The organism is Gluconacetobacter entanii, assembly GCF_013155425.1.
GTDB classification, from domain to species: Bacteria; Pseudomonadota; Alphaproteobacteria; order Acetobacterales; family Acetobacteraceae; genus Novacetimonas; species Novacetimonas entanii.
This window is the reverse complement of record NZ_JABJWD010000025.1, coordinates 23,184-45,606: the sequence shown is the minus strand read 5'-3', so window position 1 is coordinate 45,606 and position 22,423 is coordinate 23,184. Positions and strand designations below refer to the sequence as shown.

Below are 22,423 nucleotides of genomic sequence, written 5' to 3'. Positions count from 1 at the left end.
GATGGGAATGGGGCCTCCATCCCCGTTCGCATGACAATCGAATAAAAGTTTTTGGGTGCCGCCTTTTTCCAAAAAGGCGGCATTCTTTCTTTTCTGGAACTTTTTCGAAACAGATGCCTGATTTCGTGCGCGATAACCGGAAGGTGTGTCCCGCATGCTTGCCAAGCCGGACCCTGTGTGTTTTCAGTTATGACAACGCAGAACGGCAAAGCAAGACAGGCCGCACGGGACAGCGCCACGATGCTGCATCCGGCGGTACGGGATAATAATAAATGTTTGTCGGAATTGATCTGGGCACGTCGGCCGTCAAGGCCGTGCTGGTGGATGGCAGCCAGAATGTGGTGGGGGCGTGCTCGCGCGCGTTGACCATCAGTTCGCCGCGTGACGGCTGGAACGAACAGGACCCCGGGGACTGGTGGACGGCGACGCTTTCGGCGCTGGACGCACTGGCGGCGGCCCACCCGCGGGAAATGGCGGACGTGCGCGGCATCGGCCTGTCGGGGCAGCAGCATGGCGCGGTCCTGCTGGGCGATGCGGGGCAGGTGCTGCGGCCGTGCATCCTGTGGAATGACGTGCGCGCCGCCGCCGAAAGCCGCGAATTCGAACGCCGATTCCCCGAAAGCCGGCAGGTCTGCGGCAACGTGGCCATGCCCGGTTTCACCGCGCCAAAGCTGTTGTGGGTGGCGCATCACGAACCCGAAATCTTCGCCGCGACCCGTCATGTCCTGCTGCCCAAGGCATGGCTGCGCTATCGCCTGTGCGGGGAGATGATCGAGGACATGTCCGATGCGTCCGGTACGCTGTGGCTGGATGTCGGGCGGCGGTGCTGGTCCGATGCGGCGCTGGCGGCCACGGGCCTTGCGCGCGATGCGATGCCCGCACTGGTGGAAGGCACGGCGCGGGCCGGGCGTATGCATCCCGCCCTTGCGCGGCGGTGGGGGATGAAGGACGCCCCCATCCTGGCCGGTGGGGCGGGGGACAATGCCGCCGGTGCCGTCGGGCTGGGCGCGGTGGCCGCGGGTTCGGCGTTCGTGTCGCTGGGCACGTCGGGGGTGGTGTGGGTGACGACCGACTGCTTCCGCCCGCATCCGCAGGGGGGCATCCATGCCTTCTGCCATGCCGTGCCCGACATGTGGCACCAGATGGGCGTGACCCTGTCGGCGGCGTCGTCGCTGGCATGGTGGTCGCGCACCACCGGCATGGCGGAGGCCGACCTGCTGGCCGAACTGCCCGACCGGGTGGCGCGGCCGTCGCCGGTGATCTTCCTGCCCTACCTGTCGGGGGAGCGTACGCCGCACAATGACGGCGACATCCGGGGCGTGTTCGCCGGCCTGTCGTCGGGGACGACGCGCGCGGACATGACGCAGGCGGTGCTCGAAGGTGTCGCCTTCTCCTTCCGCGACGTGGTGGACGTGCTGGCGGATGCCCGGTCCCCCCTGGCGCAGGCCGACGTGATCGGCGGCGGGTCACGCAGCAGGCTGTGGATTTCCATCATCGCCACGGTCACGGGGGTGTCGCTGCATCGCCTGGCGCATGGGGAGCAGGGCGGGGCGTTCGGCGCCGCGCGCCTTGCCCGACTGGCGGTGACGGGGGAAAGCGTGGCCAGCGTCTGCCTGCCGCCGCAACGGGTGGAAACCGTGCATCCCGACCCCGCGCTGTCGGGTGCGTATGAGGGGCCGCTGGCGCGCTATCGTGCGCTGTATGGTGGCGTGCGTGACGCCATGCAGGTCGATGCGCGATCGTGACAGCCTGCGCGTAACCGGGCATGGCGCCGTGTGCGACGCCGTGCCATGCGTTAGCGTTTGCAGATTCAGTCCAAGTCAGAGAAAGAATGGAATGTCGGGTATGACCTCCTCCCTGTTTGCCTCACGCCCCTCCCGTCTGTTGCAGGTCCTGGGGCTTGCGGGGCTGATGTCCGTCCCGTTGCAGGCCCATGCGCGTGACAGTCGCGACAGCGTGGACCTCGGGTCGATCCCGTCGCGCAACATCACCGTCGCCGCGCGCTTTGCCGACATGCAGGCGTCGGGCATCGCCGCCCTGCCGGACGGGCGCATCATCCTTGCCTTCCCGCGCAGCGCCGCCGACCATGCGGGGCCGCGCCTTGCGGTGCTGAAGGATGGCAGGCCGCAGCCATTTCCCGATGCGGCGACGCAGGCGCGCTTCATCTCGCCGCTGGGCATGACGGTGGACGCGACGGGCCGCCTGTGGGTTGTGGACGAAGGTGCGGTCGCGGGGGAGACAACCCCGCCGCAGCCTGCATTGATCGGCATTGACCCACGGGCCGGGCAGATCGTCGCCACCATCCCGCTCGGCGCCGGGACCGGGGCCACGCGCGGGGACAGCCACGTCAATGACGTGCGCGTGGACATGACGCACGGGGCGAAGGGCACGGCGTATGTCAGCGATACCTCCACCGCCGACCATCCCGCCATCATCGTGATCGACCTTGCCACGGGCAGGGCGCGGCGCGTGCTGGAAAACGCGCCCTCCACCCGCGCCGACCCGGGCTTTGCCATGGAACTGGACGGGCAGATGCTGCAGTACAGCGCCACCAAACCCGTGATGGGGCAGGGCGGCATCGACGGTGTGACGCTGAGTGCAGATTCCACGCGCCTGTACTGGCAGCCCTTGTCAAGCCGCCGCCTGTACAGCGCGCCGACGGCGCTGCTGTCCGATCCGGCCACCAAACCCGCGCAGCTTGAAAAAGCCGTCCGGGACGAGGGCGAGACCGCCGTGGTCGATGGCATGGCGACCGCACCGGACAATGCGCTGTACCTGACGGATATCGAACATCACGCCGTCATCCGGCGCGACCCGGACGGGCACCTGTCGATGGTGGCGCATGATCCGCGCCTGATCGCGCCCGACAGCATGGCGCTGGTGGGCAATACGCTGTGGCTGACGGTGGGGCAGTGGGTGCGCCTGCCGGTCTTCCACGATGGTCACGACATGGAACAGCGCCCCTGGCTGCTGGTCAGGATTTCCCTGCAGCAGTAAAGGCCCTTCGCCACATGGGCTGACCGCCTGCCTGCATATGTTGCTTACGCTGTCACGAAAGAACAAGAATAATGGCGCAAGACACCAATACGGCCTCCACTCCCCCCATTGTCGGCCTGATCGCGGCCGTGGCGGCGACGGGGGGGCTTCTGTTCGGGTATGATACGGGCATCATCTCCGCCGCCCTGCTTCAGATCACGCCGGACTTCGCGCTCGATACACTGGGCCAGCAGGTCGTGACGTCGGCCATCGTGGCCGGCGCGCTGGGCGGGTGCCTGATTGCGGCCCCGCTGTCAGACAGGCTGGGGCGGCGGTACATGATCATGTTCGCGGCGCTGGTGTTCATATTCGGCACGCTGGTGGCGTCGTTTTCGCCGGGCATCTCCCTGCTGGTGTTCGCGCGCTTCATCCTTGGCGTGGCGGTGGGGATGTGTTCGCAGATCGTGCCGGTCTATATCGCCGAAATCGCCCCGCGGGAGAAACGCGGGCAGATGGTCGTCCTGTTCCAGATGGCGGTGGTGATGGGGATCCTTGTCTCCTTCATCGCGGGCTACCTGCTGCAGGACCAGTCATGGCGGCTGATGTTCGGGCTGGGCGTGATCCCGGCGGTAATCCTGTATGTGGGCATGTCGCGACTGCCGCGCAGTCCGCGCTGGCTGGCGATGAAAGGCAACCTTGAAAGCGCGTTCGAGGTGTTGCAGCGCCTGCGTCGTGACCCGACGGTGGCGCGGACCGAACTGGATTCCATCATCGCCATGCATGACGAGCAGGCGCCATGGTCCGCCCTGCTGCAGCCATGGGTGCGTCCGGCGCTGGTGGCGTCGGTCGGTGTGGCCCTGTTCTGCCAGGTCACGGGTGTCAACGCGGTGCTGTATTACGCGCCGACGATCTTTGCCGGGGTGGGGTTTGGCAAGAGTTCGGCGCTGCTGACCTCCATCGCCATCGGGGTTGCGATGCTGGCCTCCACCACGTTCGGAAGCTGGGCGGTCGATGCGTGGGGGCGGCGCACGCTGCTTTTGCGCCTGATCCCCGGGGCGGTGGTGTCGCTGCTGGTGCTGGGGGCGATGTTCGCCATTGGTGCGACGCAGGGGATCAATACATGGATTACGGCGGCGGCGGTCGTGTCCTATGCCATCTTCAATGTCGGCAGCCTGTCGGTCGCGGTCTGGCTGGTGGGGGCGGAGGTCTATCCCCTGTCATGCCGCAGCAAGGGGATGAGCCTCGTGGCCGCGACGCACTGGGTGGCGGATCTGGTGGTGTCGCTGACGACGCTGTCGCTGGTGCAGGCGCTGGGGGCGGCGGGGACGTTCTGGATGTTCGCCGCGCTGAATCTTGCGGCGTTCGTGTTCGTGCTGCGTTACGTGCCGGAGACGCGCGGACGCTCGCTGGAGGAAATCGAGACGTCCCTGAAGAATGGCACGTTCAGTAAGATGAAATGACGAAAGGAAGTTTTTGGTGAAGCTTTTTTTCCAAAAAGCTTCGAAAGACGCCGCCTTTTTGAAAAAAGGCGGCACCCAAAAACTTTTATGACCTTATCCGGCGGACGTGTCGTCCTTTCCCAAGGGCTGCGCGCCGCCCTTGCACAGGTCGTCGAACGCCTCGTCCAGTGATCCGTCGGAGACGAAGCAGACCAGCACGTCGTCGCTTTCCTCTTTCCGCGCGCGTGCAGGCGTGATCACGGTGTCCCAGTCGCGCGACAGGGAATGGACGCGCCCGATCCGGGGGCTGAGGAATTCCCACGACCCGCCCTTGGCGACCGATCCCATGACGGTGGTCAGCAGGAAGATCGCAGGCTGGTCAGGCAGGTCCTGCGGCGGGCGCTTGAACTGGTAGATCGTGCCGGATTTGCCGAATTCGGTGAACGAGGTCCATGGTTCCATTGCGGATATCTCCTTTTCATGTCCCGTCTGCCATACTCAGGCCCATTCTCTTTCAGAAAAAAGCGCATGCAACCAATGCGTACCGGGGATTGCGGTTGCATGCCGTGCCCTTAGCCACCATGGACCAGCGGCCCATCGGCCATCACCCCGCGCTGCCATACCTGCGCGATATGGTGGATGTCGCCGATGTCGTGGTCGGGGCGTCCCTCCACCACCAGCAGGTCGGCCCGCAGGCCCGGTGCGATCGTGCCCCGGTCGGGCAGGTGCAGCAGGGCGGCGGCATTGCCCGTGGCAAGGGAGATCGCCTGTAGCGGTGTCAGTCCTGCCGCGACCGACAGGTACAGTTCACGATGTTCGGCAAATCCGGGGATGCGCGTGGGCATTGCGCCTGAATCCGTGCCAAAGCCCACATGGATGCCCGCGCGGTACAGTGTCAGCAGGTTGCGCATGTTCATCGCCAGCGCCTTGTGCGAGGCCGCCGTCAGCGGGGCGGCGAGGACCTGCGCGCGCCATTTCGGGTCCGCGAACTGCGCGCGCAGCGCAGGGTCGAGGCCGGCGGAGAGGAACGGATCCTCCAGCCATTCGGGATGTTCGGCGAAGATATAGTTGGCCTCGTCAAGGTCGAGGGTGGCGATATACCATGTGCCGCGCTGCTCCATATCCTCGATCAGGCCGGTATCCACTGGCATGTCGCGCACGCCATGGGCCAGGATGTCCACCCCGGCCTGCACCAGTGCGCGGGCGTCGGACAGGTCGTGGATGTGGGCGGCCACCCGCTTGCCCCGCAGGTGCGCCTGCGTGATGGCGGCGCGATAGATTTCGGGAGTCATCTTGGGCAGGGGTTTCGCCCCCGGCACGCCGTTGCGGAAATCATCCACCCACAGCTTGATCAGGTCCGTGCCCTCGTCCGCCATGCGGTTGACGGCGGTGCGGGCCTCATCGGGGGTGGTGGGGCGGAAAACCTCATCAGCGGCAAGGTTGAAACGTTTTTGTGGCGGCACGCCAGCGGGTGCGCCAATCCCCTGGTCCACGCCAAACAGGTCCGCGCCGGGATTGCGCCCGGCATGCTGTTCGCGGCGCAGTTCATCGAACAGCGGCGAGCGGTTCAGTCCCAGCGCCGTGACCGTCAGCACGCCATAACGTTCATACTGGCGCAGGGCGGCAAGGATATTGGCGCGGGTATAGTTCTGCGCGCCATTGGTGGTGCCCGATACCTGTCCCACATGGCTGTGGTCCGAAATCAGTCCGGGCAGCACCGTGCGTCCCGTCATGTCGATGCGCCGTGCGTCGCGGGGGGCGTCGATATGCGGCCCGACGGCCATGATGCGCCCGTTGTCGATCAGGATGGAAGCATCGGCCTGCGCGGCGGCGCCGGTGCCGTCAATGACGCAGGCATGTTCCATCAGTACCGGGCGTGCGTTTGCCCCCGCACCCCACCCCAGCGTGGGGGGGAGGGCAAGGGCCGTGGCGAGGAGGAGTTTTCCGGCTGTCCGCATCTTTGCGTCCTTCATGGCGTGTGGGGCGGGTGTCATGACAGGCAAACGCATACAGGGCCCATCGTGCAAGCACCCGCCAAAAGGCCTGATCTCACGCAATGCTGTACGGCACGGCGGACGGCCGCGTGCCGGGGGAGCATCCCGTTCCCATCATGGCCGCACCGTGTCGCGCCGCCTCCATCGCCGCGAACATTGCTGATAGTGCTGGTGACCAGCGTTCAACCATGCGGAAAGTGATGATGCCGACACCTGTCCTTTATTCCCCCGATGACGTCCGCAGGCTTGCGGCCGGTGGCGACGCCATCCTGATCGACGTGCGTGACAGCAAGGATTACGAGGCCGGCCATATCCCCGGCGCGGTCAACATGCCCGACATCTTCACCTATCTGGCCGAAACCACCGAGGACGGGCTGAAGACGCTGCGCGATACATTCGCCAACCTGTTCGCCGATTACGGCCTTGATGGAAAAAAGACCGCCATCATTTACGAAGACGCGCTGCATACGCGCTATGGCGCGTCATGCCGGGGATACTGGATCCTGAGCTATCTCGGCTATCCCCGCGTCGGCATCCTTGATGGCGGGCTGAGCGCATGGCGCAGGGAAGGGGGCGCGTTCACGGCGGAGGTCACGACACCCGCGCGCACGCAGTTCCCGCTGTCGATCAATGCCGGCCTGATGGCGACGTATGAGGACGTGCGCGCAGCCCTTGGGTCCGCCACGGTCAGGCTGCTCGACAACCGTGACCGGGTGGAATGGCTGGGGGAAAGTTCGTCGCCCTATGGTGTTGACTTCGCCCCGCGCAAGGGGCGCATACCCGGTGCGGTGTGGATCGAATGGTACGATTTCATGCACATCACCGACAATCATGCGGCCTTTCGCCCTGCGGAGGAGATCCGTGCACTTGCGGCGTCACGTGGCCTGTTCCCCGGCGATGACATCATCATCTACTGCTTCAAGGGCGCGCGTGCGGCCAATACCTATGTCGCGCTTGCCTCGGCAGGGTTTACGCGGATGCGGATCTATATGGGATCGTGGAACGAATGGTCCCGCAACCCGGCGCTGCCGATCGAGGATGGCCTTCCCAGGGCGGCGGCACCCTATCGTGTGGAACAGGGGACGGCCACGAAATAGGCCGCCAACGGGGTGGGCGTTCCAGACGCCCCCCCCGATGCCCCTGCCGATTACGCCCGTCCCTTCCGCACGGATGGATAGTTCATGCCGCCCAGCAGGGTATGGTGTGCTTCCTCCACCGTGGCGGCGGCATTGCGGATTTCCTGCGCCGCATCCTCGGTCAGCGGTGTCGCGGGAAGGGCCGAGATGTCCTGCGCCAGGGCTTCAAGTTCCCCCTGAAGCCGGGTTGCGCGCTCCCGTATGGCCGCAAGGCCGGGGGCATCGACCGCGGCCCTGCGCTGGGCGGGGGTCATGTCGTTGCGGAAGGACGTCACGCGGTCCCCCAACATCCAGAATGCCATCCTGTCCTCCTTCAAAAGGGACTATGTCGTCAGGGTCATGATATATGATCCGGCACGGTGACCCCATGACCGCGAAAGGGGCTTTTGCCGGCATGGCGTGCATCCGTCCTGCCGCATGACCATACCACCGGCCCCTCATCCGTGCCTGTGGTATCAGATACCCCGGATCATCTTGATTTTTTTCCTCAGCGCGCGTTCTGCCCACCGCATGTTGTCCCCGCGCAGGATTTCCTTGCCGAGGTTATGCAGGATTTCGCGTTGCCGGGCCTGTATGACCTCGTCCGGGAGGTCGGGGTTCGCGCCAAAGGGATGGTCCAGCGCGGCCCTGGCACGTCTGAAAAGGGTGCATGTCATGCCGTAATCCACAAGGTCATCCGTCAGACCGGAAAATTCAAGGTAGCTGAGCAGGATGATCGCCATGGCCATGCCGAGCCTTGCCATATGTTCCAGCCCATACAGCAGCAGCGCGATTGCCCGTGACCCCGTTTCATCAAGAAAACCCGTCGTGATATGCACGGTGATGATGCACAGGCTGAGGACACTCAGGCCAAACATGCCGCGCGCCATGTTTTCAATCAGCTTCCGTTTCTTCGTGTCAGGTGCGATCTTGCGTTCTTCGTAATACGTGATCTGGTTTTCAAGCCAGTCCTGACGCACATAATCCAGCTTTGTCCCGTAATCGTAACTGATGGACGGGATCATGCATGCCCCCTGCTGGGCGCGCCGCACGAATCCCATGAAATCCATCATGCCGCCACGCAGGCTGGGTGGATATTGCAGGAAGATCGCATCACGGATCCCGAGCACGTTCCAGTAATCCTGAATGCGTAACCCCTCGATCAGGATGCGCAGGTAGATCGTTTCTTCGCGCACGGTTTTCCAGTCCGTGAATTTGACAAAGGCAAAGATCAGGAAAAAGCTGAGCAGCGAACCAACCAGGGAGAATTTGACCCACAATGCCGGATCACCGGCAGCGCGGTTGGTCAGGATGACGGTCATCCCCATCAGCACGAACAGCCATCCGAAATTCTTGCGGACCTTGCCGGTCCGTTCGGTAATCATGTTGTCAAGGATCGTGCGCGTAACATAAACCCTTGTCCTGAATCCGTCCTTGCCGGGGGCTTTGACCTGCTGGCGACTGAGGTGTTCCTGCACAACGCCATTCCAGTAGACGATCTTCATCAGGTCCCCGAAAACATCCTGTATTTCCGGTTTTTCTTCTGTCGTCCTGTCCTTCTGGAACGGGCCACGGCCCATGAGGCGTTTTCCGAATATCCCCCTGAAGCAGGCGATACCCGGAAATCCTTTCCCGTCCCTTGACCCCGCTTCGGCTGATTTCGTGTATTGATCGACCAGGTCATCGAGGGAGGCGCAGGTGTGCTGCCCATCGGTCCATTCCATCTCGAACGGGTGCCGGCCTGTCACGACGGGGCTTCCCTCCGCGCTGGCAGAGGTGCGTTTGCAGAACACCTTGCAGACCACCCCGATATCGGGCGGATAAAGGGGATGATGCGGGAGCAGGGTCTGGAGCATGTCAACGGAAAGCCCCGCGGGCATGCTGTCCCCGACCATCGGCTGGAGGTAGCCGGTCTCGCGGAACCTGACGACCTGTGCCGTGCCGCCCAGCCCCTTTGGGGGATTGCCGTCCCACAGGGCGATCAGGATATGGCTGCGCTGTGCGATGTAAATGCCCACGGCGGCGTATTGCAGATCCCGGTAGATGTTCTGTCCATCCTGCCGGATATACTCCTCCGAACCGGGAATCACGGTCTTGATCACCAGCCGCGTTTCGGCCGCGTGGTCATACAGCGCCCGGAATTTCTTTTTGCCCGCGTCGGAAAAATCATTCAGGTACTCATCCGCCTCCAGCGGCAGGATGGCATGCACCTGCCAGCCAAGGTCATGCGCGACCTCGGCGAACAGACAGTCCGCCCCTTCCGCCAGCGCCGACAGGGCGTAAAGGGGGCTGTTGGGAAAATGCCTCTGGATCGCCAGCATCTGCTGTTCCAGGATTTCCCTGACCCTGTCGGGGTCGAACAGGTTACGGTGCCCGGTGACGCCGATCGTGATGGGCAGGCCATCAGGGGGCGGGGGGATATGCGGCGTGTTTCCCAATGAAGCTGAAGGCGGCATGGCAGGCAGGCTTTCGCGGTCAATTCTGATGATTGGAATATACAGGGGGCCTTAACCCCCGAAGCCGGCAGGCGGCCTTGATGCAGATAATGTGGCAAACCGCCGCGTAGCATCCTGATCCCGTCCGGTTGCACGATGGCGGGGGGCGGGGCTGTTCACATGCCTCACGATACACCGCGAACCGGCCGGCACCATCGTGTGCAGGCTGTCCAGTGCCTTGGCAAAAAGGGGTTCCGCCTTACTGTAGCGGCCCTGCGCCCGATAAACAGGCGGATTTCACGCGATATGACAGTGTTGGCTGGCATCAGGGCGGGGGCTTCCGGGTCAGGTGGCGGGACGGCTGGTATTATTTGACCGGTCAGTAATAATTTATTGAAAATGGCCCTGCAAGCGACCTGCCCGCCCTCGGGGTTCGACTGGGGGATGGGCTTCGCTGCATGTGGATGGAAGAATTCGGGAAAACCCTTTTCCCTCGACACATGTGTTCGTGCGGGATGTATCGCGTTGATGGAAGGCTCAGGCGCCCGGATGACGCAGTTGCGGCTGGGCGATGGGCAGGGCCGGGGTCCTGCCTCATTGAGCGCGCGATGGAGGCGGAAGGGAATGGTCGTAACAAGTCAGGCTGCCTCTCTGGCCTGGCCTTTCGGTTGATCCTTTGGACGGTTTAATCAGAAAATCGCCCAAAGGACGAAATATTTCCGATAAGGGCGGCAAGCTGGCTCTGACTGTTCACGTTCAGTTTGTAGAAGATTTCCTTGAGCATGGTTCGGGCATATTGTTCCGATATGCCGATGATTTTCGCGGCCTGACGTGGCGGATGCCCCACCCCGACAATACTGGCAAGGCGCGCTTCCGACCTTGTCAGGCCCAGTGTCTGCATGATGCCTGAAATATCAGGCAGGGCGGGTTGCAGATTTTTTGCCAGAAGGACAATGAAATCATTATTCTTCAGTAATGGGCCATTGAGTTCCAGGCGGGATATCTTCATGGCCTTCAACAGGATTTTTTCCCCGTTCGTGCCGTTGATGACAGCAAATTCGGGAGGCTGGAGAGCATCCTGTACATAACTGACTTTGTTCAGGATTCTTGTTATCTGATGTTTGTTCTTCTGATTGGTGGAAGACAGTCTGCCGCCTTCGTAAGTCAATGCATTCCCAATCAGGGATTTGAATATGGGATTCATCATAAGTATTTTGCCATTGCTTTTTAACAAAGCGATTCCAAAATCCATATGGTCATAAATTTTGTAGGTATTTTCAAGTATTAATGAATTATATATATTTGAAAAACTCAATGACTGGCATATATGTCTGGAGATGATGTTCCTTACGTAGTTTTCGTTATCCGTTTCGCCTCTCTGTCCATTATACCTCTGGGTGGAGATTTTTATCCCGGATGTGAATATGTCCTGGTCAACAAAGACATTTACACGGCCCCAATCATATTTTTTCAGGAACTCATGATAAAATGGAGATTTTTTAATTTCATCTTCGCTGATGAGGTCGATATCAGGAAAATCTCCCAATATGTTTTTCTTGTATTTGAATAGTTTATTGTATGGGTCTATTTTATAATATGGATCTGTCCCATGGAAATAATCTTGGGATGACGCGTCGTGTTCCGGCTTGTTAAGGGACGTCAGTAAGAGTTCCTTGAGATTCGGATCGAACGGCACGACGGCAAGGGCCGCGACATCGATAAGTTTTGCACATTTCTGAAGCGTGTCTTTCCAATCGCAGGTGCCCAGTGCTGATCCATATATGGTCTCGATAATGGAATTGACTTTTTGAAGCATCTGCATGGACCTGTCGAACTGCGGATATCTTGGTGAAATCTTTTTCAAATCTGATTGATGTATATATTAACCCAATTTTACATCAGACACCCTCCCAAATGGGAGGGGCGGGCGCATATCTGCACTTGGCGTCGCCAGATCCATGACACATGCGGGGTGGATAAATCCCACCGATGCAGGCATGGCGCTGTCCCATTGCAAGGCAGGCGGGTATAATAATTTGAATTTCCTGAATAAATATCCGACCTGATGATGCGTCGCAGAGAAACCGCCATTGATCCGGGGCGGCGGTGGTCATGATCTGTGCGTCCATCATCTTCCGGGCCTGATTCTGGCCGGGGCTATGGCACCATACACCCTGCGGCAGCGGCCTGCCCGTAGTGGTGGGGATGACAGTCGTCTTTTATGATTTACCTGATGAGGCTTTCTGACATCACTAAACTGTTCCCGAATGACGGAAACCAGTCTGGCTCAAAGTCCAGCAGATCGGATATCAGAGAAATGCCTGTAATCAGCTAAGACCCACAGTAAACTGCGGTAAAATAGCTGGCGTCCCGTACGGGATTCGAACCCGTGTTGCCGCCGTGAAAGGGCGGTGTCCTAGGCCTCTAGACGAACGGGACTAAAGGCGTGAGCGGGTAGATATCCCGACAGGCGGGGGCGGTCAACCCCCTGAAATCAGAATATGAAAATTAATTCGCAAAAGCCGCGTCACGGATGAAGAAACTGGCGGTCGTGCGGCCATTCCATGTCTGGGCCTGCAGCCATCCGGCCAGATGCAGGGGCGGGGCGTTGCGATCCTCCAGCACGGGCGTCATGGGATTGTCGCCAGCACGGAACAGCAGCGCCTTCAGGCGCGGGCCGCCACCTTCCCCCTCGATCATCAGGCGTAGCGTATTGCTCTCGCGCCCGATGCGGTCGGCACGCACGATGCGCACGCGCGGCAGCGCCAGCAGCGGTTCGTCATTGCCCGAACCGAACGGGGCCAGGCGCCCGATATCATTTGCCAGTTCCACCGTCGCGGCCCGGACACTCACGATGCCTTCAATGCTCAGATCCACCGCGTCGGGCAATGCGGCCGCCTTCTCCAGCCGTTCATCAAGGAATGTGTGCAGCGCGGAAATGTTTTCGGCCTTCAGGCCAAACCCCGCCGCCATCGCATGCCCCCCGCCCGAGGTCAGCAGGCCCGCCTGCCGCGCCGCGATGATGGCCGTGCCCAGGTCGATCCCCGGCACGGAACGCGCCGATCCCTTGACGCTGCCATCCTCCAGCATCGCACCGACCAGCACGGGGCGGTTGAAGCGTTCCTTCACCCGTCCCGCCACGATGCCCACCACGCCGGGATGCCAGTCGCGGCCGCACAGCAGCAGGACCGGATGGCCTTCCTCCCGCTGGCGGGTGGCCATTTCCATCGCGATGTCGAGGATATCGCCCTCCACCGTCTGGCGGCGGCGGTTGACCGCATCCAGACGCTCCGCCAGGCGCCGGGCTTCCGCCTCGTCCTCGCACAGCAGCAGTTCCAGCCCCAGTCCCGATTCCGCGATCCGCCCGCCCGCGTTGATGCGCGGGCCAAGGGCGAAGCCGCAGGTGGTGGAGGTCAGCCGGTCGTCCGTCACACCGGAAACGTCAAGCAGCGCGTTCAGGCCAACACGCTGGCGGCGGGCCATGACCTTCATCCCCTGCGTGACAAAGGCGCGGTTCAGTCCCGTCAGCGGCATGACGTCACACACGCTCGCCAGCGCCACGAGGTCGAGATAGTCCATCAGTTGCGGCATGGGCCGTGTTTCGAACCACCCTTCGCGGCGCAGCACGCCCGTGGTGGCGACCACCGCCATGAAGGTCACGGCCGCGGCGCACGCCCCATGCAGGCGCGAGGCGCAGTCAAGCCGGTTCGGGTTGACCGTCGCGGTGATGCGTGGCAGCGCGCCCTGCACCTTGTGATGGTCCAGCACGATGATGTCCACCCGTGCCGACAGGGGGGAGAGGATGTCCCCCGCCGCCGTGCCACAGTCCACGCAGACGATCAGGCCCGCGCCATCGGCGATCATCGCCTCCAGCGCGGGGGTATTGGGGCCATAGCCCTCGCTCATGCGGTCGGGGACATGGGTGATGACGCGACAGCCCATCTGGCGCAGGAAATGCGTCAGCAGCGCCGCCGAACAGGCGCCATCCACGTCGTAATCGCCAAAGACGCCAACGGTTTCCGATGTGGTGATGGCCTGCGCCAGACGCCGTGCCGCCTTGTCCATGTCGATCATGCCGGCGGGATCGGGCATCAGCGCGCGCAGCGTGGGGCTGAGGAAATCCTGCACGGCGTCGGGTGCGACCCCGCGCATCGCCAGCATGCGCCCGACGACTTCGGGCACCCCGGCCTGCTGCATGATCGCCATGCCCATGCGCGCGGTAAGCCCGGAATCAAGCGTGGCCGACGGGTCACGCCACAGCCATCGCCGTCCCGTCAGGCTGGAACGCACGCCCAGCACCAGGGCGCTGGTGTCCGCATCCTCCACCGTCCCTGCCGCCAGCACCCCGTCCGTCATGTCCCCCATGCTCATGCCCGCGCTCCCGTCGCGGTGTGCCGGGGAACGGGGCTGTGGGCGGCAGGGGCGTTGGTCATCGGGGAATCCTTGGGGAGTGGGAACGTAAGGGGGCGGAAGGAGGGATCAGTCCCCCTCGATCCGGATCATGGCCGGTTCGTCGAGCACCGACTTGAGTTGCGCGATGTGCCTGAGCGCATGCAGCATCGCCGCCTCGCTGGTGTGATGGGTAATCAGCACCAGCGGCACGCTGTAACTGTCATCGGGCAGCGTCTCACGCGCATGCGCATGTTGCAGCATCGTATGCAGCGACACGCCATCATCGCGCAGCACCGCCGTGATGTCCGCCAGCACGCCCGGACGGTCCACGACGTTCAGCCGCAGGTAATACCGGCCCGAAAACTGCGCGCGCGGCAGGGCGACGGCCTGCGTCAGGCCATCGGTGCTGCGTCCCCATACGGGAATGGCGTTGCCGCGCGCGATGTCGATCAGGTCGGCGGTGACGGCGGTGGCGGTGGGGCCTTCGCCCGCGCCACGACCCTCCAGCATCAGGCGGCCGACAAACGCGCCTTCGACCACGACGGCGTTGAACACGCCATCGACCTGCGCAATCGGGGTCGTGTTCGGCACGAGGCACGGATGCACCCGCGCCTCGATCCCGTTCGCATGCTGCCGCGCGATGCCCAGCAGCTTGATGCGATAGCCCAGTTCACGTGCGAAATGCAGGTCCAGCGCACCGATGCGGCGGATCCCCTCGATATAGACCGAGGCGAAGACGACCGGCCGGCCGAACGCAAGCCCGGCAAGGATCGCAAGCTTGTGCGCCGCGTCCACCCCGTCCACGTCGGTGGAGGGATCGGCCTCGGCATAGCCAAGTTTCTGCGCATCGGCGAGGATGTCGGCAAAGTCACGCCCCGTCTCGCGCATCGCGGTCAGGATGTAGTTGCACGTGCCATTGAGGATGCCGCCGACCTTGAGGATACGGTCCCCGGCCAGCGCCTCGCGCACGGTCTTGATGGCGGGGATGCCGCCGGCGACCGCCGCCTCGAACATCAGCGGCACATTGGCCTTCTGCGCCAGTGTCGCGAGTTCCGCGCCATGGATCGCCATCAGCGCCTTGTTCGCGGTGACGACCGGCCGGCCGTTTTCCAGCGCGCCGGTGACGATCCTGCGCGCGATGCCTTCCGCGCCACCGACCAGTTCGACCACGACATCGACATCGGGATGCGCCGCAAGTTCGGCGGCGTCGTCGCACCATGCGACATCCGACAGGTCCACGCCACGATCGCGCGTGCGGTCGCGCGCGCTGACCGCGGTGACGACCAGGCGACGCCCGGCGCGCGCGGTGATCAGCGCGGCATTTTCACGCAGCATCCTGACGACACCGGCGCCAACCGTGCCCAGCCCCGCGATACCGATGCGCAGGGGAGGGGGCTCAACAGGTGAAGAAGCAGCAGTCATGTTTTTTCCGTAGGGAAGTGTAAAGGCGTTCAGGAAACGGAATCCGTGACCGCGGGGTCACGCCGTGGCGCGGGGGCGGCCGCGTTGTGGGCCGACATGAAATGGCGGATCGCACGCGTCGCCTGGCGCAGGCGCTGGGTGTTTTCCACAAGGCCGATGCGCACGAAGCCCTCCCCATGTTCGCCAAAGCCAAGGCCGGGGGCGACGGCGACGCCCGCCTCCTTCAGCAGCAGCTTGGAGAAGCCGACACTGCCCATCTCACGGAACTTCTCGGGGATGGGGGCCCATGCGAACATGGAACCTTCGGGCGAGGGCACGTCCCACCCGGCCGCGTGCAGGCCACGGATCAGCACGTCGCGGCGTTCGCGGTAGATGTTGCGGATTTCCGCGACGCAGTCCTGCGGCCCGCTGAGTGCCGCGACGGCGGCGACCTGGATCGGGGTGAACGCCCCGTAATCGAGATACGACTTGATGCGCGTCAGTGCGGCGATCAGGCGCGGGTTGCCCGCCGCAAAGCCCATGCGCCACCCCGCCATGGAATAGGTCTTCGACAGGGAGGTGAACTCCACCGCGATGTCCTTGGCACCCGGTACCTCGAGGATGGAGGGCGGCACGCGGTCCCCGAAATAGATTTCGGCATAGGCAAGGTCGGACATGATCCAGATCTCGTGCCTGCGCGCGAAGGCGACGAGTTCACGGTAGAAGTCGAGGTCCGCGACATAGGCGGTCGGATTTGACGGAAAATTGACAATCAGCGCGGTGGGCTTGGGCACCGAATGATGCACCGCACGTTCGAGCGCGCGCAGCATTTCCTCGTCCGGGGTGGCGGGAATGGAACGGACGGAGGCGCCGGCGATGATGAATCCGAACTGGTGGATCGGATAGGACGGGTTGGGCACCAGGATCGTGTCGCCCGGACTGGTGATGGCGGCGGCAAGGTTCGCCAGCCCTTCCTTGGAGCCAAGGGTCGCGATCACTTCGGTTTCGGGGTCGAGGCCGACATTGAAGCGGCGTTCGTAATACCCCGCAAGCGCACGGCGCAGGCCGGGGATGCCACGGCTGACGGAATAGCGGTGCGCGCGCGGATCCGCCACGGTTTCCACCAGTTTCTGCACGATGTGCGAGGGCGTGGGCGTGTCGGGATTGCCCATTCCCAGATCGATGATGTCTTCCCCGCGGGCCCGCGCGCTGGCCTTGGCCTTGTTCACTTCGGCGAAAACATAGGGCGGCAGACGGCGGATGCGATGGAATTCTTCGGTCATGGGACTGCTCTGCAGGCAGGCGGGATCAGGGATCGCGCCGGGTTGGGAATCTGAAGTCCCGGCCGCCAGGATGGCAGACCGGCCGATACATTAGTGCACGATGCCAACTCTTGCACCAGTCCCGAACGCCGCCGCATGCAGGCGGATCGCCGATTCCGGCACCCCCTGCGCCACCAGCGCGTGCGCCAGCGTACGGGTGCGCAGGATCGCAAGCGACATGGCCTGCGCCTGTCCCTGCGCGCTGGCCGTGGTGGCGTCGCCATACCCGTTGATGACGATGGTCCCGTCACCGCGTGCGCGCGCCACGTCCGACAGCGCGCGCTCCTGCCCGTGCTGCATCTGGTCCGAACCGGGGGCGAAGCCGATGGCGCGCCCCTGGTCGTTGTCAAGCTGGTAATCCGGCAGGGGACGGCTGACGCCCTCGTTCGTGCCGATCGTCCCGATCCCCGCAAGGGTCACGGGCTCCGGCGGGGCCTTGGCCAGCGCGGGCAGGGTGGTGGGCAGGATCTGCGCATCCGTCGGCAGGGCGTTGCTGACCTCGGGCATCGCGATCGTGGCGTCGTCGGCCTCATGCGCCGGGCGTGACGTGGTGGCGGGGGCGGCCGGGGCCGCGGCGAAGGACGCCGACTGCGTGCCCGTCGCGGGGGTCGCGGGCGGTGGCGGTACCTCCGCGACCGAGGGAATCGGGCCCATCGTCGCGTCCTCGCGGTGGATCAGGTTGCGCTGTTCACGCAGGTCGGTTGTGATGTCGTCGCGCAGGTCCTGTGACGGCAGGACCGGGGCCTCCCGCGGGCCAAGCCCGACATGCGGATACGGGTCATGCGCGCCGGGTGGGGGGGGGCGCTGCTGCCCGATGACGCCGCCCTGGTGGTTGTGGTACCAGTCCGCCAGCGTATCGACCGTATCGCGATGGCCCGAGCCGCATCCGCCAAGCAGGGCCATGGCGGCGACGGCCCATGCCAGGCGTGCCCCATTGCCCGCCGCCCCACGGCACGAACGGCCGCGACGCACGAAAAAGAACGCATCGGAACTTGGCGCGGGCGCAGGATTGCCCATATCCACTCCGTCAAACAGATGTCACACGATGTTTCCTACTACCCTGTCCCGCCCGTCATAGCGAGGGGCGGCGCGCGGGGTCGCAGGACCCCGATCGCTTGACAGGGCTTGGCACCACGGCCAAGGCAGCGCAGGATAGGGGGATGACTATGCCAGCCCCGGAAAAGAGGGAGAGCCCAATGAACGGCATGCAGCCGAAAGATCGCGTCCGCATGGATGACGAGGATCCGCGCGATCCCGACATCCCCGAACCCCAAGGCCCGGAGACCGAGGAACCCGATCGTAACCGCACGCTCTCCTCGCCCATCAGCGAACTTGAAAGCCGCCTGTTCGACCAGCGCAAGGTGCTGGTGTTCGGGCCGATCAATGACAAGATCGCTCGTGATGTCACCGGCCGCCTGCTGGCGCTGGCCGGTGCGTCGGACAGGCCGATTGACGTGTATGTCAATTCGCCCGGCGGGCATGTGGAAAGTGGCGACACGATCCATGACATGATCCGCTTTGTCGATTCGGTGGCCCCGGTCAACATGATCGGCACCGGATGGGTGGCGTCGGCGGGTGCGCTGATTTACGCGGCGGGAAACAAGGAGCGGCGCTACTGCCTGCCCAACACGCGCTTCCTGCTGCATCAGCCGATGGGCGGCGTGCGTGGTCCCGCCACGGACATCGACATCGAGGCGCGCGAGATCGTCAAGATGCGCGAACGCCTCAACCGCCTGTTCGCGCGCGAAACCGGGCAGCCGTACGAGAAGATCTGCAAGGATACCGACCGTAACTACTGGATGTCCGCGCCGGAGGCGATCGAGTATGGCCTCGTCACACGCGTGATCGAAAAGATCTCCGACATTCATTGATCCATGACAAGGGCGGCGATGGCGGCAGCCCCCATACTGCTGCTGTCGCCCCAATGGGGCGCATAACAGGGTCCGCCAGGAATTCAGCGTCCTTGTGCAACGAAGAACAGTTCATTGCCCGGTCGGCACGACCCGTTCCATGTGCCGCGATGGCGGCGGACTGTTTTTTTTGATGCCAGCCGATCGGTGAATTCCCGCGTTACCGTTTCGATCAGCGAGCTGACACATGAACGCACTTTCAGACATCTATACCAACCTGCCCGAAGCGCAGGACCCCGGCGCGGCTACCCCTGAAGCCGTGGCGAAGGCGGATTACACGGCGCGTCACTGGTCGAGTCCGGTGCCCGGGCCGCTGAAGCCCGGTTCGGTGGAGCACAAGCGCGCCGTGGCGGAGATGTTCCGCGAGACCTTCAACCCCTACAAGCCGTCCGTCATCGAATGGCCCAAGCTGGATGCGGAGACGCTGCGCCGGGTTACGTCGCTGCCGATCTGGGACATCGCGGTGCAGACCGAGGGCAAGGCCCGCCTGCGCATGGCGGCCTATGCCCGCCTGATTGACGACCCGGACATGAAGGATGCCCTGTCGCGCAACGCGTGGGAGGAAAACCGCCACAAGGAGGTCCTCTCCAAGATGGTGGAGGCCTATGGCATCCCGCTGGCGTCGGAGCCGACCTACCACGAACCGCGTGATGTGGAGTGGGCCTACCTCGTGACCGGCTTTTCCGAATGTGTGGACAGTTTCTTTGCCTTCGGCCTGTTCGAGGTGGCGAAGCGTTCGGGCTTCTTCCCGGCGGAACTTGTCGAGACGTTCGAGCCGGTGATGCAGGAGGAATGCCGCCATATCCTGCTGTTCGCGAACTGGCTGGCATGGCACCGCGCGACGATGCCGCTGTGGAAGCGCCCGTGGTTCGAGATCCGTGTCCTCGCGGTGTGGGTGTTCCTGGTCTATGAACGCCTCGGCATGGCGCAGACGATGGATGCCGATGGCAATGTCCACGAACAGGACAACAATTTCACCGTCAACGGCACCAAGGAAGTGGCGAGCATCGACATGCCGCTGCGTGATTTCCTTGACCTGTGCCTCAATGAAAACGAACGCCGCTTCTCGGGCTATGACCCGCGCCTGCTGCGGCCGAAGCTGGCGCCGAACCTTGCACGTTTCCTGCGCTTTTTCCTGCCGCGCACGCCTGAATCGCGCAAGCTGGAGGGGAAGCAGGCCATCTCCTGATCTCCCCGGATGATGCGTGCCTGACGCGGCCCCGTCTCCTGCCATCAAAGGCCGGGGGCGGGGCCGTTTTCGTTGGGCTATATAACTATCTGAATAACTTAAAGAAGTTTTTGGTGAAGCTTTTTTCAAAAAGCTTCAAAAGACGCCGCCTTTTAAAAAAAAGACGGCCCCCGAAAACGTTTATTTTTTAACAGTCACTTACACAGTGACCTTCGCCGGCGCGGCAGCGAAGTCGAGTTGCCCCAGATAGGCAAGGCGCTTTGCCGGGATGATGTCACCGATGCGGCCATCGGTAATCCGGGCATAGCCGAACACCTTGCTCTCCTCCTCGTCCGAACCGATGGCAAGGCCCGCGAAATCCTGTCCCTTTTCATCCTGCAGGTGCCACACGTCACCGCGCACCACCGCATCGAACTTGTAGCGGAAGCCGGGCAGGATCCTGGTCAGGATGGCGGGCATCACCTCGGTCACGTCGAGCGCGCTGCGCACGAATTCGGTGCAGAATTCGTCCGGGGCGAAATATCCTTTCATTTCCGGGGTCATCAGGATCAGCCCGGGTTTCGTGCCTTCGGCCGAGACGAGGCGGCTGCGAATGACGATCTTGGGTTCGTCACGCGATATTTCCGAGGCGAGGAGGACCGTCCCCACCGGTGCGGCGAGCAGGTCGGGTACGACCTTCATCTGGGTCAGGGGGAGGGTGGACAGGGTGGTCATCGGTGATCTCCGCTTGCGTGCGATATCCTGCCTGAAGACGGCAGCCTGACTGTGCGCTTCCTGCCCCGGCGGTGCAACCGGCCCCGGCGGCAGCCGTCCGGTCACGGTATGGCTCGGTCGCGTCTGCTGCGGGGCGCGTGGGGCGCAAAGGTGGCGCATGCCATGCGCATCGTCCCGGGCGGCGGCTGCAAATCGTGGAATTACAGGGGCCGCCACGCGCCTGCGCCAGGCCGGCGGGGCATCGGGCGGTGGAGTTCATCCATGTCCGTACGCCCCCGGCAGGGCACGCATATGTGCCATCCCGTCATGGGGGAGTTGTTGGATATTAACACCTGACGGCGCTATCGTGCCTCCTTGACGGACGGACCTGTCGCGCATGGCCGCAAGCGTGGGCGCGTGACAGGATGACATGCTGGAATGATGAGCGGAGGATGAAGATGGCCGGATATGAAAAGACCCCACGGTGGCGGCTGCTGACGGCGGGCCTGCTGGTTGCGGGAATGGCGGGCGCGGTGGACATGGCGCAGGCGCGTCCGCCCGCAGGGGGCGCGACCTATGGCGGCAGCCAGTATGGCGGTGGATATAGCGGTGACAGCCGCCTTGACAATTACGGACCGGACGCCGGCTCCACATCGCAGTATAATTCACCCGAGGCCGGGATGGGCACGGGCGATGGCATCATGCCGTCCGACCGGTATGGTGATGGCGGCGGCATCCAGTCGCAGAGCACGATCCCCGGCGGGTCCAGCGAGGCGGTGCCCGGCATGGGGTCGCCCGATGGCGGGACATTCAGCAACATGAACGTCGGTGGCGTGGACAGTTCCGCAGCGCCCGGAATGAACTGAGGTCCGCATGCCCGTATCCCCTGTGCCCCCATCCGGGGGGCCGCTTCCCGTCCGCTACAGTGTGGAGACACGATGGCTGCACTGGCTGACGGCAGTGATGGTGCTGGTGCAGTTCGCGTTTGGTGAGACATGGGGCTTCATGCCGCGTGGCACCGTGGTGCGGGTGGGCATGATCATGACGCACACCTCGGTCGGGGTGCTGCTGGCCGCGACCTTCCTGACCCGTATCGTCTGGGCCGTGACGGGCGGGCGGGCCATCCGTTTCCCCATGCGCACGCCGCTCGACCATGTGGCGCGGATGGTCCACTGGCTGCTGTATGTCATGCTGGGCGCGGAAATCGTGCTGGGCTACATGCTCCGCTGGTCGCGCGGGCGGCCGGTCGTGGCGTTCGGCGTGCCGATCAACTCCCCCTTTGCCGATATGGGTGTCGGCGTGCAGCGGGTTTTCGGGCAGTGCCATCACTGGCTGGCATGGGGCCTGATCGTGGTCGCGGCGTTTCATGCGATGGCCGCCATATACCATGCCGTCATCTGCCATGACGGGGTTCTGCAGCGCATGATGCCACCGCGCAGGCAGGCGGGCTGAAAGATTACGTATTTTTAATGACATGTTCCGTCATGGCTGCCCCTCATGACGGAACATGATGTCCGGGCTGAACCGCATCCCTGCCATGCGCAGGATTTTATTCCT

Annotated in this window: 18 protein-coding genes and 1 tRNA gene; 8 read left to right on the top strand and 11 right to left on the bottom strand. The window is 63.4% G+C overall.

From position 1 onward, the window contains the following. Window positions 1-272: 272 nt before the first annotated feature. The 3 genes from xylB (at window position 273) to HNH97_RS05565 (ending at window position 4,436) form a co-directional block, all read left to right on the top strand. Window positions 273-1,745 carry a xylulokinase gene (gene xylB / locus HNH97_RS05575; RefSeq protein ID WP_171790172.1) on the top strand — a complete coding sequence of 491 codons (1,473 nt, stop codon included), beginning with the start codon at window positions 273-275 and terminating at the stop codon, window positions 1,743-1,745. A gap of 100 nt (window positions 1,746-1,845) precedes the next feature. Beyond that, window positions 1,846-2,997 carry an L-dopachrome tautomerase-related protein gene (locus HNH97_RS05570; RefSeq protein ID WP_171790171.1) on the top strand — a complete coding sequence of 384 codons (1,152 nt, stop codon included), beginning with the start codon at window positions 1,846-1,848 and terminating at the stop codon, window positions 2,995-2,997. A 71-nt stretch (window positions 2,998-3,068) separates the two neighbouring features. Next, complete coding sequence (locus HNH97_RS05565) at window positions 3,069-4,436, top strand: sugar porter family MFS transporter (protein WP_171790170.1); 1,368 nt, start codon at window positions 3,069-3,071, stop codon at window positions 4,434-4,436. 93 nt (window positions 4,437-4,529) lie between these two features. Here HNH97_RS05565 and HNH97_RS05560 read toward each other — a convergent pair whose 3' ends face one another. Together HNH97_RS05560 and HNH97_RS05555 are read right to left on the bottom strand one after the other, a co-directional pair. Beyond that, window positions 4,530-4,877 carry a hypothetical protein gene (locus HNH97_RS05560; RefSeq protein WP_171790169.1) on the bottom strand — a complete coding sequence of 116 codons (348 nt, stop codon included), beginning with the start codon at window positions 4,875-4,877 and terminating at the stop codon, window positions 4,530-4,532. Between the two features lie 110 nt (window positions 4,878-4,987). After that, window positions 4,988-6,373, bottom strand: a complete 1,386-nt coding sequence (locus HNH97_RS05555) for an amidohydrolase family protein (RefSeq protein WP_171790168.1) — start codon at window positions 6,371-6,373, stop codon at window positions 4,988-4,990. A 236-nt stretch (window positions 6,374-6,609) separates the two neighbouring features. On the opposite strand from HNH97_RS05555, the gene HNH97_RS05550 reads away from it, so the two are divergent. Further along, window positions 6,610-7,506 carry a sulfurtransferase gene (locus HNH97_RS05550; protein ID WP_167400402.1) on the top strand — a complete coding sequence of 299 codons (897 nt, stop codon included), beginning with the start codon at window positions 6,610-6,612 and terminating at the stop codon, window positions 7,504-7,506. Window positions 7,507-7,556: 50 nt separating this feature from the next. Here the strand turns inward: HNH97_RS05550 and HNH97_RS05545 are convergent, their stop codons facing one another. The 8 genes from HNH97_RS05545 to HNH97_RS05510 all read right to left on the bottom strand — a co-directional run bounded on the left by HNH97_RS05545 (window position 7,557) and on the right by HNH97_RS05510 (window position 18,091). Further along, a complete protein-coding gene (locus tag HNH97_RS05545; protein ID WP_171790167.1) occupies window positions 7,557-7,847 on the bottom strand; it encodes a hypothetical protein in 291 nt (96 codons plus the stop codon). Between the two features lie 153 nt (window positions 7,848-8,000). Beyond that, window positions 8,001-9,980: a hypothetical protein gene (locus HNH97_RS05540; RefSeq protein ID WP_171790166.1), complete on the bottom strand. Its 1,980-nt coding sequence runs from the start codon at window positions 9,978-9,980 to the stop codon at window positions 8,001-8,003. Window positions 9,981-10,644: 664 nt separating this feature from the next. Further along, the gene (locus tag HNH97_RS05535) at window positions 10,645-11,775 is read right to left on the bottom strand and encodes a helix-turn-helix transcriptional regulator (protein ID WP_171790165.1); all 1,131 of its coding nucleotides are present in this window, start codon (window positions 11,773-11,775) and stop codon (window positions 10,645-10,647) included. 547 nt (window positions 11,776-12,322) lie between these two features. Further along, a tRNA-Glu gene (locus HNH97_RS05530) sits at window positions 12,323-12,398 on the bottom strand. 69 nt (window positions 12,399-12,467) lie between these two features. Then, entirely contained in the window at window positions 12,468-14,324 is a 1,857-nt protein-coding gene (gene recJ / locus HNH97_RS05525) for a single-stranded-DNA-specific exonuclease RecJ (RefSeq protein WP_171790191.1), read from the bottom strand. Between the two features lie 114 nt (window positions 14,325-14,438). Continuing rightward, the gene (locus tag HNH97_RS05520; protein WP_110914677.1) at window positions 14,439-15,773 is read right to left on the bottom strand and encodes a homoserine dehydrogenase; all 1,335 of its coding nucleotides are present in this window, start codon (window positions 15,771-15,773) and stop codon (window positions 14,439-14,441) included. Window positions 15,774-15,802: 29 nt separating this feature from the next. Further along, the gene (locus HNH97_RS05515) at window positions 15,803-17,035 is read right to left on the bottom strand and encodes an LL-diaminopimelate aminotransferase (RefSeq protein WP_110914678.1); all 1,233 of its coding nucleotides are present in this window, start codon (window positions 17,033-17,035) and stop codon (window positions 15,803-15,805) included. A 90-nt stretch (window positions 17,036-17,125) separates the two neighbouring features. Beyond that, window positions 17,126-18,091, bottom strand: a complete 966-nt coding sequence (locus HNH97_RS05510) for an OmpA family protein (RefSeq protein ID WP_244949325.1) — start codon at window positions 18,089-18,091, stop codon at window positions 17,126-17,128. Window positions 18,092-18,270: 179 nt separating this feature from the next. Between HNH97_RS05510 and HNH97_RS05505 the strand changes: the two genes are divergently transcribed. Next, window positions 18,271-18,945: an ATP-dependent Clp protease proteolytic subunit gene (locus HNH97_RS05505; RefSeq protein WP_110914679.1), complete on the top strand. Its 675-nt coding sequence runs from the start codon at window positions 18,271-18,273 to the stop codon at window positions 18,943-18,945. 226 nt (window positions 18,946-19,171) lie between these two features. Next, window positions 19,172-20,173: a ferritin-like domain-containing protein gene (locus HNH97_RS05500; RefSeq protein ID WP_110914680.1), complete on the top strand. Its 1,002-nt coding sequence runs from the start codon at window positions 19,172-19,174 to the stop codon at window positions 20,171-20,173. 198 nt (window positions 20,174-20,371) lie between these two features. On the opposite strand, the gene HNH97_RS05495 is transcribed toward HNH97_RS05500, so the two are convergent. Continuing rightward, window positions 20,372-21,046, bottom strand: coding sequence for a hypothetical protein (locus HNH97_RS05495; protein WP_244949324.1), 675 nt, complete (start codon window positions 21,044-21,046; stop codon window positions 20,372-20,374). Between the two features lie 278 nt (window positions 21,047-21,324). Here HNH97_RS05495 and HNH97_RS05490 point away from each other — a divergent pair, with 278 nt between their 5' ends. Further along, the gene (locus HNH97_RS05490; RefSeq protein WP_146220679.1) at window positions 21,325-21,732 is read left to right on the top strand and encodes a hypothetical protein; all 408 of its coding nucleotides are present in this window, start codon (window positions 21,325-21,327) and stop codon (window positions 21,730-21,732) included. Between the two features lie 7 nt (window positions 21,733-21,739). Continuing rightward, the gene (locus HNH97_RS05485; protein WP_171790164.1) at window positions 21,740-22,318 is read left to right on the top strand and encodes a cytochrome b; all 579 of its coding nucleotides are present in this window, start codon (window positions 21,740-21,742) and stop codon (window positions 22,316-22,318) included. Window positions 22,319-22,423 lie beyond the last annotated feature (105 nt).